Raw genomic sequence first — 17,721 nt, forward strand, 5'->3', positions numbered from 1 at the left:
CCCTAATGGCAACCTGATATTGCTCAATAAGTGAGGCAAGGCCTTGCAGAGATTATTAACTGACAAACCAGGATGCTCTAGATATTCATTGTTCAAGAGTGGTTGAACAATGACAAGATTCAAATTTGAAATTTTTTCAGTTTTATATTTTCTTTTTCAACAGCTTGAGTTGCAAAAATTATTGGTCACCACTACTCAATTCAATACTGGCACAACACAATAACTTGAGCGCTAACTAGTTATTAGACTTAGACGTAAATAATTTAAACTTTCGATTTAACTACTGGCTGTGATGTTTGTAAAGACTGGGGCAAACTCCAGTCGGGACGCAAGCTGGCGGCATTGCGTAAATAGATATGATGAATTGAGGCGGAAGCGGGCAGATAAGCGTGGATTAAGAACCGAATGCAGCGCTGTAAACTACCTTCAACATGCATTTGCTGCACATCCAACATGGCCACATTATCCCAACCAGGACGCGCTCTAGCGATCGCAGCTGGAAAAATCGCATCCAAATCGCGTGTAACTGAGAAAGTTACACTAATCATGTCACTTGGCTGGAATTGATTTCGGTTTTCTAGTTCATCTAGAAGTTCTGTCACTACCTCTCGCATTGCCTCAACGGTATTTTCTGAAACGGTTGTTGCTCCGCGAATAGCTCGCATTTGCCACTCCACGCCTAAATCCTCCTTAAAAGAAAAAAGTTAGAGGTTAGAAGTCAAGAGTGAAAAATTGAGAGTTTTAACTCCTAACTCCTCACTCCTAAACGCCAGTTGCTCCACTTGGGGAAACCCCTGCGTACCCGTCACTGGCTCCTCCTAACTCATATTAGGGTCGATATAACCACAAGGGTAAACCACTAGTAGACATTTCAAATTCGAGCCAATCAATTCCAGATCGAATTCCTGATGAAACTTGACGACTTCCTGGTAGAAGGCGACTCAATAAGGGTTTACGTTCTTCTAGGGTATAACAAAGAGTTTTTTCTGGATCTAGTCCGACTAGTTCTGCTGTCCAGCGACGGGCATCTTCTTCTGTACCCAGACGATCTACAACACCCAACTCTAGGGCTTGCTGTCCAGTAAAAATCCGACCATCGGCGAAACTTTTTACAGCTTCTACTGTTAAAGAACGGCCATCAGCTACCGTTTGGACAAACTGCTGATAACTTGTGTCAATCAACTCTTGCAGGATGTTTTCTTCTGGTTGAGTCAGTTGCCGATCAAAAGACAATATGTCTTTGTAAGGGCCAGACTTAATTACCTGGAAGGAAACACCGATTTTTTCTAGCAAGCGTTCCAAGTTATTTCCACGCAAAATCACACCAATACTACCCGTAATTGTACCTGGGTTAGCGACGATGTGTTCGGCTCCCATACCGATGTAGACTCCTCCAGAAGCCGAAATATTGCCAAAGCTAGCGACGATTTTAATTTTTTCGCGTAAACGCTTCAGGGCGCTGTAGATTTCTTGCGAATCTCCGACTGTACCGCCAGGGCTATCGATACGGAGCAATAATGCCGGAAATTTTTTTTCTTCTACAGTTTTCAGGGCTTCTAAGACGCGTTTGCGAGTAGCACTGGCGATCGCACCAGTAATTTCAATCCGCGCAATTTGTTTTCTAAACTTGGGCTTAAACGGCCAAATCATGAGCTGTCAACATACCTCGTAATAAATTCAATATAAGATGCCCAACGGTCAGACGACCTCTTTTGCTCTGTTAAGAAACATGAGCAGGCATTGTGAGCATCAATATTTTAAGGAAATTTTTATATTTTGCAGTGAGTTTTATTTGATATTCTCAATGGATACTAATCAAGTCCTTAAAGATTGCAGATAACACAAAACGCCAAACTCTAGTCTAGCGTCCAGCATGATGATTTAGCACAGACTATTTTAGCTGTTTTGCAGAATTAAAATCTTACAATCCTTGGTATTCTAGGTTTTTAACTTTTTAAGGATTGTTTTACTAGGGTCGCGCACCTGTACTAGTTGTTAGTAATTGATAACTAATAACTAATGAATAATAAATATTTAATAAATAATTCCGGCACTCAATTTAATTAAGAAAATTCCTTGAGCAACACTAATCCCTATTTAGGTAAAAACCAGTAGTACTTTCACTTTTGGCAATATCACTTTTCCCTATTCTGTACAGCCCATGAGCATCTGACGAAGCTATTTCTACTTATGAATTAATTCGTAAAATTTGACACCGATAGTAAACGTACATATCAAACAGTGCGCCGACGAAACTACAGGTCAAACTAATCACAAATAATCCCCGCAGGGGAGTTCCACTGCCAAAGGTGGCGAGAAAATGCATAATCTGAGTAGCGATCGCCTCAGTTAACTCTTGTAAACCGGGGAAGTAACCAATGAGGGGTAAAAGGAACAATCCGCCGCCAACAAGTAACATGGGAGCAACAAAACTAAAAATGATCGTCAGCAGTAGGGAGCGGAGAAAGTTCGTGAAAATAGCCATTTAAGACAAACTCCGTGAGTAGAGATGACAAGAGCTAGATAGCAGTTCGTCATTTTCTACAATACGTGCGATCGCTCCTGACCAACCAATCTGTCAAAAATCTTAAGTTTTCATTAAAATAAACGGCTACCAGCTACAGCACATGCTGGGTATCTCAAAAATAATTTGAATCTACAAAACCCCTGCACAATCAAGCTTATAGCTAAAGTTAGCTTTATTTCGTCGTCTGCAACACCTTTAATAACAGCTTCATTTTCTGAGAGTATATTTAATCAAAGTTAATATTTAGCCTCGTGGGGACTGTGGAAGAAGCAGGGAGCAGAGGGGACAAGGGGACAAGGGGACAAGGTGACAAGGTGACAAAAGTTTAGAGCTTCCAACAAGTCTTTCCCCTTGTCCCCAATTCTCAAGAGTCCCCAAGTCCTCTTTCCCATGCCCAATGCCCAATGTCCCATTACCCATTCCCTATCCCAATGACTTCCGCTATTCTTAAGGCAGTCACCGAGTTAGCTACAGAACATTGAACCAGACTACATCCAAATCCAGCTTAGGAGAATGGAGTCAGCGACTGCTGGCGGCGATTTTTCTGGGTGGGCAAGTACTAGTTCACCTATTGAAGGGCAAAATCCATCGGCGCAACACGTTGCAACAAATGGCAGAAGTTGGGCCAGATTCCTTATTTATTGCGCTATTGACGGCTATTTTCGTCGGCGCGGTGTTTACTATTCAGGTGGCGCGAGAATTTATTAACTTTGGCGCAGGAAACATTATCGGCGGAGTACTTTCTGTCGCGTTGACACGAGAACTTTCTCCCGTGTTGACAGCAGTGATTTTAGCTGGGCGAGTTGGCTCTGCCTTTGCAGCCGAAATTGGTACCATGCGAGTCACAGAACAAATTGATGCCATGTTGATGTTGAAAACAGATCCAATCGATTATCTAGTTATTCCCCGCGTCCTTGCTTGCTGTTTAATGCTACCAATTTTAACCCTCCTGTCTTTGGTAACAGGGATGTTCGGGGGATTAATAATTGCGACAAATCTCTACAACCTCTCTGATACGGCATTCCTAGACTCAGCCCGTAACTTTCTTGGTATCTGGGATATTTTTAGCGCCATGATCAAGGCGTGTTGTTTTGGCATTTTAATCGCCGTAATTGGTTGCAGTTGGGGGTTAACGACAACAGGAGGAGCCAAAGGTGTAGGACAATCAACCACAACTGCTGTTGTGACTGCCTTGCTAATTATATTTGTTAGCAACTTTTTTCTTTCTTGGTTAATGTTTCAGGGAACTGGCAGTGCATTCATAGGGCTATAAGAGGAGTAGAGACTCGATTAATCGCATCTCTATAGGAGTTATAAGTTAAAACTCCTCACTCCTAACTCCTGACTCCTGACTCCTAAAATAAATAAAAGAGAGATGCCTAGTAAATAAAGCAGGATTTAAGACTGTGACCAGTTCATTTGCTCCTAACTCCACATCTACTGTGGAACTCAAGCCTAGTTACAATATACCTATAGTGTTGGTGATTGCCGCTATTCCACTATTGTTGGTACAACCGTGGGTAGGCTCCATTTTTACACTGTTTGGTTTGTTTCTCATGTTTCAGGCGTTAACGCTGCGTTTGCAATTTACCGCCACAGACTTAGATATTTACAGAGGCGAAAAATTAATTCGACGCTTTCCCTATCAGGAATGGCAAAACTGGCGGATCTTCTGGAATGGAGTCCCCATTCTGTTTTACTTTAAAGAAATTAAAAGTATTCACTTTTTGCCGATTTTATTTGATCCCAATACTTTGAAAACTTGCTTAGAACAACGTTGTCCGCGTATTTAATCCTGAGTTCCATCTGTGCTGAGTCGTTTCGATCTAGACTCATAACTTAGCACTCATAACTCAGGACTTTTATGGCAGGTCAATTGTAATATTTCTGAAAGCTATTTATTCGCGTCATAGGAATTACACTATTGTTTATGAACTCAGAGGCATCTCAAACCCCAGAACCAATTGATGAGCGGTTGGCAGAAAAACAAGAACAGAACAATGCAGTTGAACATCCACTCAATCAATCTGTTGAGTCAGTGGGAGAAACAGGAGCCATTAGCTCATCAGAGAACTATACAACTTTTGAGCCACTTATCTCTAATGCAGAAGTGGCAGATTCTGAAGTGGTAGATTCTACAGTAGAGCTAACAGAAAATTCAAATGGCGAGTTTGTAGCGCAGTCGGAACCGGAAAATACCGCACTGGGATCAGAAAACCATTCATTATATGCACAAGCAGAGCAGCGAGTAGCAGAGTTGCAGAGCGCTGAAGCTGCTCTCAAAGAAGAAATAGCCAAGCTGCAAGCTTTTTACAAAAACCTTCAGGCACAAGTGGGTGAAACTCAGACATCACTAGGACGACTTGTGCAAGAGTCACTGGTGCAATTAGAACAACGCAAACAAACCCTGCAAATTTCTGTAGAACAACTAGAACGCCGTCAAGAACGTATCCGCAACGAGATGCGAACCACTTTTGCTGGTACATCCCAAGACTTGGCTATTCGGGTGCAGGGTTTTAAAGACTATCTCACTGGTAGCTTACAGGATTTGGCCGTTGCCGCCGAGCAGTTGCAACTGACGCCAAGTGTGGTGGAACGAGAAAAACCATCTGTAAAAGAAAAAGAGGCTAAACCAGTTGAAACCCAACCTGGAATACCACAATTTGCCCAACAGCAGTTTCAAGATACTACTAAGCAAATTCGTCGCCTAATTGACCAATACCGCAATAAACCAGATTACTACGGGCCAGCGTGGCAACTACGGCGTACCTTTGAACCAATCCACGCAGAACGAGTCTCTAACTGGTTTTTTACGCAAGGGGGACGGGGTGGTTTGCGGACAATGGGTAGTCGCTTACAAAATATTTTGATTGCCTCAGCTGCAATTTCGATATTACACAAGCTGTATGGCGATCGCGTCCGTACTTTAGTTTTAGCTAATACACCAGAGCGATTGGGTGAATGGCGGCGCGGCTTGCAAGACTGTCTAGGAATCGGTCGCCCAGATTTTGGCCCAGACCGGGGCGTGGTATTATTTGAAGCGTCTGATGCTCTGGCTCAGAAAGCAGACCGATTGACCAAAGCCAATCAATTGCCTTTAATTATCATTGATGATTCAGAGGAGCAAATTAGTCTGTCACTGTTGCAATTTCCTTTGTGGTTAGCTTTTGCTCCTGACCCCAAAACCGTGAGAAACTATGATGATGACTTTTAAATGAGTCATTAGTCATTAGTCATTGGTCAAGAGGTATTACTCTTGACTTTTTTAAATTTTGTTAGCGCAGCGTTAGCGAGTCTTCGAGCGTCATTTTGAATTTTGAATTTTATTATGGCTATTTGGTTAACCCTGTGCGGGGCAATTATATTTATAGCTTACCTATTGGGTTCTTTTCCCACTGGGTACATTGCTGTTAAGCAGTTAAAAGGTATTGATATTCGGCAAGTTGGTTCAGGTTCTACTGGAGCAACTAACGTACTAAGAACCTTGGGCAAAGGGCCAGGAGCATTCGTTTTAGTACTAGATGCCTTAAAGGGAGTATTAGCGATCGCTCTAGTCTACTGGTTATTCAATTTTAACCCGATTCAAAATTATATCCCCCCAACGGTAGATGCACAAATGTGGCAACCGTGTTTAATAACCATAGCTGGGTTAGCTGCCATCCTGGGACATAGTAAATCAATTTTTTTGGGTTTTACTGGTGGTAAATCTGTTGCTATCAGCTTGGGAATTTTGTTGGCGATGAGTTGGCAGGTAGGTTTAGCAACAGCAGGTGTGTTTGCCATTGTGGTGGCGATATCGCGGATTGTCTCTTTGAGTTCAATTGCAGGTGCGATCGCAGTTTCCATTTTCATGGTAATTTTGCATCAACCATTACCATATATTCTGTTTGGAATTGCCGGTGGATTATATGTGATTTTGCGCCATCGCCCTAATATTGAACGCTTGCTTGCGGGAACAGAACCAAAAATTGGGCAGAATGTAGCGACACCAGAACAAACTACATAACGAGTTTTTGCTACATACCTCGCCCTAAGCGATGCCTACAACACCCCTTGAGTGAGCATGGTATCATCTTTTGAGTTCAGACTAAGCAGCAAGATTCAATCTGATATAAACCTTTGAGGACTTTGCCATCTAACCCAACAGTTTCTCCAGTATTTAGTTGTATATTAAAGAGTTTTATCGGACAAACGGAATAAACTTTGTAATCTATCTGTAATAAAGCACGACGCGCTGCGTTGATTTGCGTAGTTTACCGCCGTAGGCATCGCAGGATAATTAAGAAAAGCCTGAAACAACCTCATGATTGCCAAACGGCTTTTGATAGTAGCGATGTGCTAACGAATTTTTTCAAAACACTCCCGTCTGCATTCATCTGCATTTCATTTTCAACCATTCTTTCTGGTTGACAGATAACTACCTTAGTTTCTTTTACTTTGTTAACCTACTTGCCTAAAGTAGGTAAAAAATATTACTAAGCCTTTTAACCCAATCCAAAATCCCAAGATGTCTTCTAAGCGAATCTTGTTTATCAGTAACGGCCACGGAGAGGACAACCACACCTCTCATGTTATTCAGACCCTACGCCAATTGTGTCCCTCTCTACAGATGGCAGCAATGCCGATTGTAGGGGAAGGAAAAGCTTACCGCAACTTGGACATTCCCATTATTGGCCCCACACAAACGATGCCCTCTGGAGGATTCTTCTATATGAAGCGCCTCTATTTGCTCAAAGATTTTCAATCGGGATTGATTGGGTTAACATGGCGACAATTACAAGCGGTGTTGCAGTATGCTCCCAACTGCGATTTGATTATGGCTACTGGAGATTTTGTCTCTCAGACATTTGCTTACTTAACAAAGCGCCCCTTCGTCTCGTTTATCTCTTGTCTTTCTGCCCTCTATGAAGGTCGATTGCCTATCAATCCTCTACTGTGGCACGATCTGAATTCTTCTCGATGTCTGGCAGTTTTCACCAGAGATTCCTATACAGCTTCTGATCTTCAACGGCAAGGTATAGCTAAAGCTCGATTTGGTGGGATTCCGGCCTTAGATCGCCTTGTTCCTGCTGGTAAAGACTTGCACCTGAAACAAGATATTCCGATGATCGCTCTTTTGCCAGGGTCACGGATGCCAGAAGCAGCGCGAAATTTCTGTTTGCAGTTACAACTGGTGGTAGAAATTGCCAAGGTGATGCCTGAGTCAGGATTCCAATTTCGCGCCGCCTTAGTACCAAATTTGATGGAGCAACTAGACTACATTGCTAAAAGTCAAGGTTGGCAACTGAGTGAAGGCGTACTCACATATTCTCCTCCAGGAAGTTCTGCTGAGAAATCACCGCTTGTAGAAGTCAGATGTTACTCAGATGCTTTCAATGATATTGTATATTACTCTAACCTCGTTATTGGCATGGCGGGGTTGGCAGTGGATTTAGCGGTAGCGATTGGTAAACCAATTATCCAAATTCCCGGAGAAGGGCCTCAATTTACTTATCAATTCGCAGAGGCGCAAACGCGGTTATTGGGCATTTCTGCCCAAACTATTGGAACTGGGCCAGCAACCCCAGAGACTCTGAAACAAGCTGCCCCACGCGTGGTCGAGACTTTACAAGATGCAGACTATCTCGCTAAGTGCCAACAAAATGGCCCTGAGCGATTTGGGCCGCCCGGTGCATCTGAGAGAATAGCCCACTTTCTGCTAACCTCTTTAGGAGAAACTTAGTACAGCATTGGGCATGGGAAAGAGGACTTGGGGACTCTTGAGAATTGGGGGCAAGGGGAAAGACTTGTTGGAAGTTCTAAACTTTTGTCACCTTGTCCCCTCTGCTCCCCTGCCTTTTTTCGGTAAGGATAATAATAAATAATTGAACTATGAAAGTCCGCTCTGGCTACTGGCAACTGTTACCTTATCTATGGCCTCAATGGCCTCTGTTAGTTCGGGGATTCGCTTGTATCTTAGGATTTGTGTTGCTCACTTTAGCAATACCCTACCTAGCAGGTCAGGTCGCTTTTTTTCTTGGTCAGGGAAATGTTAATCAAATTGCCTACTGGCTTGGAGTAGCTACTTTAGTATTTTTAGTTCGAGGGCTTTGTCAATACGGGCAGAATGTCTTTATGATCGCTGCCGCTCTGAATATGGTTTTAAATTTGCGTAAGCGGGTTTATGCTCACCTACACAAACTCGGATTGGATTACTTTGAAACCACACAGACGGGTGATCTCACTTATAGACTGACTGAAGATATCGATCGCGTAGGCGAGATTGTAGACAAGTTATCCCATCAGTTTCTTTCCAATCTCTTGCAGTTAATTGCGATTCCCATTTACATGCTCTATCTGAATTGGCCACTTACCCTTGCGGGTTTAATTTTGGCTCCTTTGATGGCTTGGTTGATCGGGGTATTTGGTCAGCGATTACTTTTGCTATCTCGCCAGAGTCAAAATCAAGTTTCCAATTTGTCGGCTCTGTTAACTGAAGTATTTAGCGGAATTCGCGTCGTTCAAGCTTTTGCAGCACAAGGGTATGAGGTCAAGCGATTCAATCAGGAAGCAGAACATAATCGCCAAACGAAGTATCGCGCTCAACAACTCAAATCTCTTCAATTTCCCGTTGTTGGTTTTTTGGAAGCAGTTAGCATTATGCTGCTGTTTCTCTTGGGAGGATGGCAGATTTCTCAGAATCAGCTGACATCTCAAGGCTTTATCAGTTTCTTAGCTGCTGTGGCATTACTGATTCAGCCAATCGACTTGATGATTAGCAATTACAACGAGTATAAACAGACCGAAGCTTCCGTCGAACGCATCTTTGAATTGATGGCAAAGCAGCCTAGTTTAATTGAAAAATCGAATGCTAAGGAACTGCCACGAATTGCTGGCAAGGTAGAATATCGTCATGTCAATTTCGCTTACAATCCTGGCGAGCCAGTCCTCAAGGATCTTTGTCTACACGCTTCTCCTGGTAGTGTCATTGCCTTGGTTGGTTCTTCTGGAGCGGGCAAATCAACTTTAATTAACCTTTTACTTCGTTTCTACGATCCCCAAGTGGGTGAAATTCTAATTGATGATATTGATATCCGCGATGTCACACTTACAAGTTTGCGCCATCAAATTGGCATTGTTCCTCAAGATATTACTCTTTTTTCGGGAACGATCGCCCAAAATATTGGTTATGGTCAAGAAGAATTAAACTTACCAGCAATTGAGGCAGCAGCAAAGATTGCCAACGCTCACTCGTTCATTACCCAGTTTTCCCAAGGTTATCATAGCTGGGTTGGCGAACGCGGAGTTAACCTATCTGGAGGACAGCGCCAAAGATTAGCCATTGCTAGAGCGATCGTCAACGATCCGCGAATTCTGATCTTGGATGAAGCTACTTCTGCTTTAGATTCGGAGTCAGAAGCACTAGTTCAAGAAGCGATCAAGCGAGTGATGCAAAACCGTACCGTGTTTATTATCGCTCATCGCTTAAGCACCGTTCGTAGGGCTGACTGCATTCTCGTACTAGAACAAGGACAATTGGTTGAAGCTGGTACTCATACCTCCCTCCTGTCTCAGGAAGGACGCTATGCCCGTTTTTATGCCCAACAGTTTTACTCTACAGATGAGGATTAAGCTTACGAATTAACCTTACTTTTAATTAAACGGTGGAAAAGGCGGCAAGGCCACCAAAAAGCTCCACATATACTTACCGAGGCGATCGCAGCCACAACTCGCCAAGTCGAACTGGATTCAGTGGCAGAATCTGAAGGATGAGCTTGTGTGTTTTTAGCTAATTCTGGCACTGAATGAGATAGCTGACTGGCTGTAGTCACCCCTTCAATCGCTGCTCCAATTAGATAAGCTACTAGGGCAATTACTAGCCAGTTATTCATAATATTCAACTGTTTGAACTCTGAGCGTATGCTTGGCTGTGAGGAATCAAATGATTTCTCGTATTAATGATTGCCACCTTGCCCGAAGGATAATCGACCTTCAGCTGTATCACGAATCAGGGGCAGTTTAGATGTTATGTAAGTATTAAGGCTGCTATCTGCCTGAGGATCAATAGCCTGCTTCGCTTTTAATTGTTGCAGAAGTACTTGTACTAAAGCAGCATCGTCAAACTGGAGCAGGGTGCTGACCTGGGTAGACTCGATTACAGCCCAAAGCTGTTGCATCATTTTTGCTGTCACCATGAGTCTGTAACCTCTTAAGCTTTTCTTTATATTTACACAGATTTGGAATTTGTAGTTAGTTTTTATCTGAAGATTTATAAAGTTATAGGCTAAAAATGCCTGAGTCGGTTAATTGGTTGAGTCATAGCGTTTTTCCAATTGATTGAACTACAGTAGTGCTTAAGCCTTAGCGTAACCTTGCTTTATAAAGAAAGAAAACTGCCCAAAGAGTTAGATATTCTCTAACCCAATACGGTCAGTTAAGAAATTTATCCGTTGAGGCAGGCAGGGGGAGCAGGGGGATGTAAGTGAAGCAGGGGGGAGAAAAAAGTTTATCTGAACTGTATTGGAACCCAATCCACGCAATTTATGGTTTTTGAGGCTAACCCAAGCATATTGCTCTAATTCCTTCCTTATTTATAAAAACGAAGGGAATTAGAGCAAGCCTTTTAAAAAGCCACAATGCAGACATACTTAAGCTTCAGCGTTTTTTGTGGAGAGATTCAGTTGTCTTCGCTGTCGGCTAAGTCTGCTAAAAATTTATTGTGGAACTCTAGCACAAGCTCCTTCTTGACCAGAAGGATCGGCAAAAACTGCTAAAGTGTGATATTCAGGGTTATCTGTTTTATACATCACTTTAAAAGTATATAACTTATTTCTACCTTGTCCTTCGGTAACAACTGTTAAAAGTGTATTGCTAGTGGGAGGAAGCCCAGGAATATCCAGTTTTTGAATTCGTCTGAGTTGAATTACATTCGCTGAGGAGTTTTTACAATCTCCTCCACCACTATTAGAGTCTTGACCAAACTGCATACATACTGGGCCATCAAAGTCTATAGTTACTTGTGATGGATCGTTTAACCAAACTTTTTTAATTACTTCTCCAGCCTGAATAAAACTTAAGTTTGTTCCTTGTTGATACCAAACGTCGATCGTAGGTATTGCTCCCCCTAAACCCTGTGCTTGACAGGAAAATATGGAACGCAGAACAGCGTTATTAGCAACAGCGCGGCCTACCAACAAGAACATAGCAACCGAGAAAATTAAGGAAGCTATAGGTAGGAAATAAGAATGATTTGGGGTATTTCCTGACAAGTTAATATTATTTTTCATGGTTGCAAATGGGAAGATTGGTAGATAGAACAAGAGAATCTGGAAAAGATAAAAAGAAAACTAATTACCAATTACCATTACTCAATCCAAAATTGAAAATTGGTATAAATCCTATCTCCTAAAACTAGATTGGTTGATTAACGTATAGTTCAACATTTGTACCGGCTTTCATAAACCAAATATTAGTTGGTTGCGACATTTGGGCGATCGCTTGTTGATTACGTTGGGCAATTTGGGGTACTACAGAGTTCATACCACCTTCCAGAACCGCAGCTGCAAGGTTGCGTCTGTTTTCAGTGACAGTAGTAATGCCAGTACTAGTGGTGTTGTTGCCGTTCGTCGTCGTTTCGCCGTTCTCACCTGTGGTGCTAGATGTTATGGTATATGGCACGAGTTTGGTATCAGGGCGATTTACTAACTCTGCGGCTTTACCAATACCTCCCAAAACGAATAGTCCTGCATCCATTGATGCTACAGACGAACTTTGACCGGGATATTTATTTGCTACTAAAGGTTTACCTTGAGCACCGCGAATAATAATTGCATTGCTGGGTAAGCTTTGTTCGGTAGGGTTGCCATTATTTTGCGAGATAAGCTTAGTTACGTTCATCTGCATAAGACCTTGTTCGTTAATGGAACTAATTTCAGCTAGAAATTCGGTGTTTGCAGGTATGACAGTAGTACCATCCTTAGATTTTAGAGCGTCTAGCGATTTGATCACGAATACGTTTTTCGCTGCGCCTCCTTCATCACCACCGCCTGATCTAGTAGTGGTTTCCCCAAATATCGCTGTTGCTAACACAGCTTTGGCACTAGTCCCTATTGCTAAGGATTTCTGTCCTACGGGTTGCGCTTGACTCACCTCAGGGGCAGGAGTTTCGGGTTGTGCTGTCTGTTGTTGCTGCTGCGGCTGCGGATTGTTTGCAGGTTCAGGAGCTGCTGCTATGTTATTAGATTGATTCGTACCATCTAGTTGACCGTAGCTACCTAACTTTGCTAACCTTTTCCACTCTTGTAATGGGCTTGGTGGAGATGGTGGATTTATATTAACTACAGTCTGAGGTTGAGTGCTTGGCTTCACAACTGGGAGTTGGGGCGATCGCACAGGTTGAGATGCAGGTACTCTAACAATGCGCTCAACTGTCACTGTCCGAGGGACGTAAGCTGTTGGTGGGGGTGTTGGGATCACTCTTTCTGTACCTCTAGAAGAAACTGACGGTTGTTGTAAAGCTACTGTAGGCGTTGATTTGGCAGTTCTAAGCTGTTGTTGGGCGGCTTTCACCATCTCTGCTTGTTCAGTCAGGGCTAATTTCGTTTTTAGAGTATCTACTTCGCCTGCTAGCTGTTGAGAGGTAGATTCATCAGTTGGCTGCTCAGGTACTTGTGGAGCAACAATAGTTTTTGGCTTAGGATTGCTACTCATTAATTGCGACAAAAACACACCACCTACCAAAACGATCGCAAAGGTAGCGGCTCCTACCAAGCCTAACTTTGCAAAGGGATTAGATGAGAGGGGTTGCTTTGTCTGAACTTCTTGTGGTTGAGAGAACGATTCTTGTGACGTTGCAGAGTCTTCTGAACCTTGGGTATCGAAAGATTCTTCTTCAAAGCCGACTAACCTTGACATCCGCGATTCCCAATCAAAAGATTCTACATCTTGTTGTTGAGCATCGGGAGGTAGAGTAAATTCATTTTGAGCAGGTGTTTCCGCAGGAGTTGAGTATTTAGTCATGGTAAAACTTGGTTAGGATTTCCAGAACAATTTTTATCTTTGATATCACATACATTATAAATTTCTAGTCTGGCTTCACCAAGGCGGTAAGCTGCGAACTGCAATGGTAGTGCTGCATTTGGCAGGGAAGTTGCGGGTTCATCTATTGCTCTAACTAAAATTTGTTTATTAAACGAAGTTGATTTTCCCAACCTATCATAACCGCTAAATACCAGTTGATTAGCAAACATCTCCACTTTCCACTGTCCATTACCTATTTCTGTAGGTTGAGAGATTTTTTGGATTACTAATACATTCTCTGTTCCTCTATTAACATTTTCAAATTGGCTATCTGGATTTAAATTAGTAATTTCTGACTGAAGTTTTTGTTTAAAATTATCAGCTACCAATTGGGAAGTGATTTCCCAGACTTGCGTTGGCGGCTGTTGATCTGACCAAGTAAGCATTAAGCTCATAGTTTCACCCACAAACCGCCGAATCGCCTCTGGCTGTCGCTGTAAATTTGGTTCGGGGTCTACGGTTATAGCGCGACCATCAACAAGCTGCACTAAGCTTTGAGGTGTGAGCTGACGACCTAACTGCTGTAACATCGACCCGTGAAATAGTAATAAAAGCAAGGTCAATACATGTAACCCAAATGTTCCTACTGCTAACAGTGGCAATGGGTTATTTTTTCTATTTTCTGGTTTGAGTAATTGCATTTATTTATATTTATATAAAATTACTGAATTAGAAATCTATAGGTCTTATTTGATTTTTAAAAAAAGCCCTCAACTCAAAAAAGCTGATTCCCTACTCCCCAGTACAGACGCGATTAATCGCGTCTCTCCTTAATCATCTAATAAAACTATCAGATGTTTGTCCAGCCCCGCATTGGGTTAATTTATCATTGTTAAGGGTGTTGTTGCCATCAAGCAAACATAAGTTACGAACTTCATAAATTTCTAATCTATCAGCGCGGACACTATAAATTGCTTTTTGCAGGTCTGTGCCATTGTCGCCTTGGGGATTACCAAAATAATCTGCTGCACGTACAAGTAAATCTTTGTTAAAAGGAGTTATGAGTCTTGCACCACCAACTCGGTTTTTTTGAATTAAGTCGGCTACCATACCCACTCGCCACTTGCCTGGTGCAATTTGTCTTGGCGGATAAACCCGCTTAATAACTAATTGTGATGTCATAGCTAGGCTGGGATTTTCAGAGAAAACTTCTGCTGGTGTCATTTCTGCAACTGTGCTTAAGAAACCTTTGCGAAAGTCTTCGGATAAGGCAAAACTAGCTATCCAACTGCTGGTACTAACTTTTTGGCTACCCCCTTGAGGTGTTTGAATAAGAACTCCTAAATCTGGTTTGGGGTTTGCAACTTCTTCGATATTTTGTACTGGTAAAGTTCCAGACCAGCTAAACATTGATATCATCGTTTTGCTGACGAATTGGCGAATTGCTTCGGGATCTCTTGCTAAATCATCAATATTACCTACTGGTTTACCGTCTATTAATTGCACAAAGTTGGGAGGTTTTCTCACACTGAGTTGGCGAATATTTAGCCCTTGTAATAAGAATAAAAATAAAACTAATATATGTAAACTGAAGGTTGCGATCGCAAAAATTGTCAAAACACTTGCCGTCGTTCTTTGTCTTTTTTCTAGTAAACGCACCATTTACTCATCTTCTCCTGCAAAAAAATTCAGCTATTCTATAACTCTGAAATAGTTTACTCACCTGTTTTTTCGCGTCAGTTTTACCCCACCCTAACCCTCCCCTTTCCAAGGGGAGGGAACTAGACTCTTGTTTCCCCCCTTTCCAAGGGGGGATTAAGGGGGGTAATTTGTGTGTATGCACCGTAGCCCTGCAAGCGGGAAGGGGTTGGAGGTGAGGTGCTAGGAATTTTTGTAAGAGGTTTTATATTAATTACGATTTGCATACATAATTCAGCAATTACAATATTTATCAAAATTTTATTCATTTTAAATTTTTAATTTTAAATTTTTAATTGTTATATCCTCTCCCTTACTAAAGAAGCTGTATTACTAATACCACTGAAGAGTGCAAAACCGCCAGCAGCAGCCACAAGTAGCGATAAAATTGGTGCTAAAATTCCCAGAAAAATTATGAACCACATTAAGTCTGGATCAGCAGTAGGATTTTGACCTGGGCCATTTACAATAACTGCGGCAGTCACAATAGCAATAATATTGAATGAAATCTTGGCGATTCCAATAGATAAAAATCCGGTCAGCCATGCAAAAATTGGTTTACCAGCTACAGGTAGTAAAGAGCCACCTACAGCTATTGGCCCTAAAAGCGCTATCAGCAACATAGTGGCTTCTATCAAATTTTGAAAGGCATATTGTAAGGAAACTAAAAAGTTTTTGATGCTTGTTTGAACTGTAGAACCTAACAAAGAATTAAATGAGGTTTCTGATACAATGCCAGGGCCAAAACTAATATTATTTACCTTATTTTCTAGCCTACTTATCCAAACTCTCCTTCCGTATGTAGTTCTATATCTCCTCAAGAGAATATTAATTCTATCGGCAGCTTTCTTAAAGCATTCACTTTGTTGATCACCAGTAAGCGATTGGCAAGGACGCAGAAAAGAACCAGTTACTTCTTCAGCAACACTCATATTCAGTGCTTGTTGGAACATTTGACCCGCATCTGCTGATACCACTACTTGCTGATTCACAGTGTTTAAAAAATCCCGTAATCCCAGTGTCAGATTAGAAAGGATACTTCCCTTACCTGAATTACTTAAGAGGATCACCACTACAAAAGGCCAGATTAAAGCTGATATTGGACGACTATATTCGTAGGATATTAAGTCTCTGAGGAATTGTATCATAAAAAATAACAGGGTTCCTACCGCAAAAAAAATACCCAGATTTGTCAGCGCTCCATACAAGTTATTAGTGGTGGTATTTTGTAATAAATCCAGCCATTGTTTATTCCAACCTTCGGCAATACTTAGAGAAGTTCTGGCACCATTATTGAGAACGTCATCAATGCCTAGTTGGGTTACTGCTTGGGCAAAAATTAGTTGAATAGCAAGTTGCATTTTGAGTTTATGGGCTGTTTTTTTAGATTTAGTAGGGTGAATTACCAACGGAACGTACCATCCCGGATGCTTTCGATGCGTTATGCTGTCGCTAACGCACTCTACCAAACTGTTTTTTATATTTCCTGTTGGTTTGTAAGAAGTTTAAGTATTTTAAAAATTTATTTTTGTACGGATAGTTATACTTTTTTTTATCCTAAGATCCTCATTTCCAACTTTTTGTCTGCCAAACAAATCTAGTTGAGATGTAGCTCGTAAAAGCCGCGCCGCTTCTGTAGATGTATCTACTCTCCGAGCGCGATTTGCCTCTTCTGCCTGCTGAGAAATGTTTGCTAAATTTAAATTAGAATATTGTAATGACTGATTTGTTTGTATTGACTGGGCAAATGTTTCGGCTACAATTTTTGCTTGTAATTTTTGCATTAAAATGGTTTCGCTGTTTGGATTTAGCAATCCTTGTATACCCTTACATATTTCTTGATCAATAAGACTAGCACCCGTAGCCATACAGTTTAATGAGATACTTCCCCCAGAATTAGAATTGTCAAAAAGATCCGACTGAATATTTTCTAACTTTCCTTTTAGCCGACTTTGTGCATTTTTACCAAGAACACCTACCGCTATTCCACGGGTAATTAAACGATTGACTTCATTACCAGCTAAATTTCCTCGTACTGCTGCATTATTTTCAAAACGGCTTGCTTTAGACTGTGAACGATAAGAGTAGTAATTCACATTATCACGAACCTTTTGTCCCGCAGCGACGGGGTTAGGTATTTTCAAGTCTCCCTCGTTACTAGTAGCACTAATAGCATTTTGACCATCTGATTCAGGGTTTAAGTTTTCATTCACATTCCTATATTGAAAGTAATCTTGCAAATCTCTGGAATATGATTGAAAATCGCTCCAAACCTGACCTACTAGCGTTTGATCTTGTTGTGCCATTACTGGTAAGATTGCCAGCGATAGAAACGTCAGAGTAAAAATGGTAGTTTTTCGCATACATTTGTGCCTGAAAAAGGTAATTTAGCTTTTTAACTATGATTTATAGCAAAGTAGGGAGTAGGGAGTGGGGAATCGGCTTTTTCGAGTTATACGGAGTTTTTTAAAAAATTAAATAGGAGTTATATGCAATTT

Annotated in this window: 17 protein-coding genes; 6 read left to right on the forward strand and 11 right to left on the reverse strand. The window is 41.6% G+C overall.

From position 1 onward, the window contains the following. Positions 1-263 precede the first annotated feature (263 nt). From aroH to RMY00_RS03610, 3 genes are all read right to left on the reverse strand, one after another. The gene (gene aroH, locus RMY00_RS03600) at positions 264-677 is read right to left on the reverse strand and encodes a chorismate mutase (protein WP_322646234.1); all 414 of its coding nucleotides are present in this window, start codon (positions 675-677) and stop codon (positions 264-266) included. A gap of 151 nt (positions 678-828) precedes the next feature. Further along, entirely contained in the window at positions 829-1,650 is an 822-nt protein-coding gene (sppA, locus tag RMY00_RS03605; RefSeq protein WP_322646235.1) for a signal peptide peptidase SppA, read from the reverse strand. 538 nt (positions 1,651-2,188) lie between these two features. Then, positions 2,189-2,485 carry a hypothetical protein gene (locus tag RMY00_RS03610; protein ID WP_322646236.1) on the reverse strand — a complete coding sequence of 99 codons (297 nt, stop codon included), beginning with the start codon at positions 2,483-2,485 and terminating at the stop codon, positions 2,189-2,191. Between the two features lie 520 nt (positions 2,486-3,005). Here RMY00_RS03610 and RMY00_RS03615 point away from each other — a divergent pair. From RMY00_RS03615 to RMY00_RS03640, 6 genes are all read left to right on the forward strand, one after another. Then, complete coding sequence (locus tag RMY00_RS03615) at positions 3,006-3,800, forward strand: MlaE family lipid ABC transporter permease subunit (RefSeq protein WP_322646237.1); 795 nt, start codon at positions 3,006-3,008, stop codon at positions 3,798-3,800. 133 nt (positions 3,801-3,933) lie between these two features. Then, positions 3,934-4,320: a DUF3119 family protein gene (locus RMY00_RS03620; RefSeq protein ID WP_322646238.1), complete on the forward strand. Its 387-nt coding sequence runs from the start codon at positions 3,934-3,936 to the stop codon at positions 4,318-4,320. 137 nt (positions 4,321-4,457) lie between these two features. Further along, entirely contained in the window at positions 4,458-5,741 is a 1,284-nt protein-coding gene (locus RMY00_RS03625) for a DUF3086 domain-containing protein (RefSeq protein ID WP_322646239.1), read from the forward strand. Positions 5,742-5,855: 114 nt separating this feature from the next. Further along, positions 5,856-6,533 carry a glycerol-3-phosphate 1-O-acyltransferase PlsY gene (gene plsY / locus RMY00_RS03630; protein ID WP_322646240.1) on the forward strand — a complete coding sequence of 226 codons (678 nt, stop codon included), beginning with the start codon at positions 5,856-5,858 and terminating at the stop codon, positions 6,531-6,533. Positions 6,534-7,034: 501 nt separating this feature from the next. Beyond that, positions 7,035-8,249: a lipid-A-disaccharide synthase-related protein gene (locus tag RMY00_RS03635; RefSeq protein ID WP_322646241.1), complete on the forward strand. Its 1,215-nt coding sequence runs from the start codon at positions 7,035-7,037 to the stop codon at positions 8,247-8,249. Positions 8,250-8,398: 149 nt separating this feature from the next. After that, positions 8,399-10,138 carry an ABC transporter ATP-binding protein gene (locus tag RMY00_RS03640; RefSeq protein WP_322646242.1) on the forward strand — a complete coding sequence of 580 codons (1,740 nt, stop codon included), beginning with the start codon at positions 8,399-8,401 and terminating at the stop codon, positions 10,136-10,138. A gap of 2 nt (positions 10,139-10,140) precedes the next feature. Here the strand turns inward: RMY00_RS03640 and RMY00_RS03645 are convergent, their stop codons facing one another. From RMY00_RS03645 to RMY00_RS03680, 8 genes are all read right to left on the reverse strand, one after another. Beyond that, complete coding sequence (locus RMY00_RS03645; protein WP_322646243.1) at positions 10,141-10,398, reverse strand: hypothetical protein; 258 nt, start codon at positions 10,396-10,398, stop codon at positions 10,141-10,143. Positions 10,399-10,461: 63 nt separating this feature from the next. Next, positions 10,462-10,701 carry a hypothetical protein gene (locus RMY00_RS03650; protein ID WP_322646244.1) on the reverse strand — a complete coding sequence of 80 codons (240 nt, stop codon included), beginning with the start codon at positions 10,699-10,701 and terminating at the stop codon, positions 10,462-10,464. Positions 10,702-11,220: 519 nt separating this feature from the next. Beyond that, entirely contained in the window at positions 11,221-11,793 is a 573-nt protein-coding gene (locus RMY00_RS03655; protein ID WP_322646245.1) for a hypothetical protein, read from the reverse strand. 124 nt (positions 11,794-11,917) lie between these two features. Continuing rightward, positions 11,918-13,525 carry a TrbI/VirB10 family protein gene (locus RMY00_RS03660; protein ID WP_322646246.1) on the reverse strand — a complete coding sequence of 536 codons (1,608 nt, stop codon included), beginning with the start codon at positions 13,523-13,525 and terminating at the stop codon, positions 11,918-11,920. Continuing rightward, on the reverse strand, positions 13,522-14,226 hold the full coding sequence (locus RMY00_RS03665; RefSeq protein ID WP_322646247.1) for a hypothetical protein: 705 nt from the start codon (positions 14,224-14,226) through the stop codon (positions 13,522-13,524). Before RMY00_RS03665 ends, RMY00_RS03660 begins: the two co-directional genes overlap by 4 nt. A 133-nt stretch (positions 14,227-14,359) precedes the next feature. After that, on the reverse strand, positions 14,360-15,187 hold the full coding sequence (locus tag RMY00_RS03670; RefSeq protein WP_322646248.1) for a hypothetical protein: 828 nt from the start codon (positions 15,185-15,187) through the stop codon (positions 14,360-14,362). Between the two features lie 335 nt (positions 15,188-15,522). Beyond that, a complete protein-coding gene (locus RMY00_RS03675; RefSeq protein ID WP_322646249.1) occupies positions 15,523-16,584 on the reverse strand; it encodes a hypothetical protein in 1,062 nt (353 codons plus the stop codon). A gap of 153 nt (positions 16,585-16,737) precedes the next feature. Then, positions 16,738-17,586 carry a hypothetical protein gene (locus tag RMY00_RS03680; RefSeq protein WP_322646250.1) on the reverse strand — a complete coding sequence of 283 codons (849 nt, stop codon included), beginning with the start codon at positions 17,584-17,586 and terminating at the stop codon, positions 16,738-16,740. Between the last annotated feature and the right edge of the window lie 135 nt (positions 17,587-17,721).

The organism is Nostoc sp. ChiVER01 (assembly GCF_034531155.1).
Classification (GTDB): Bacteria; Cyanobacteriota; Cyanobacteriia; order Cyanobacteriales; family Nostocaceae; genus Nostoc.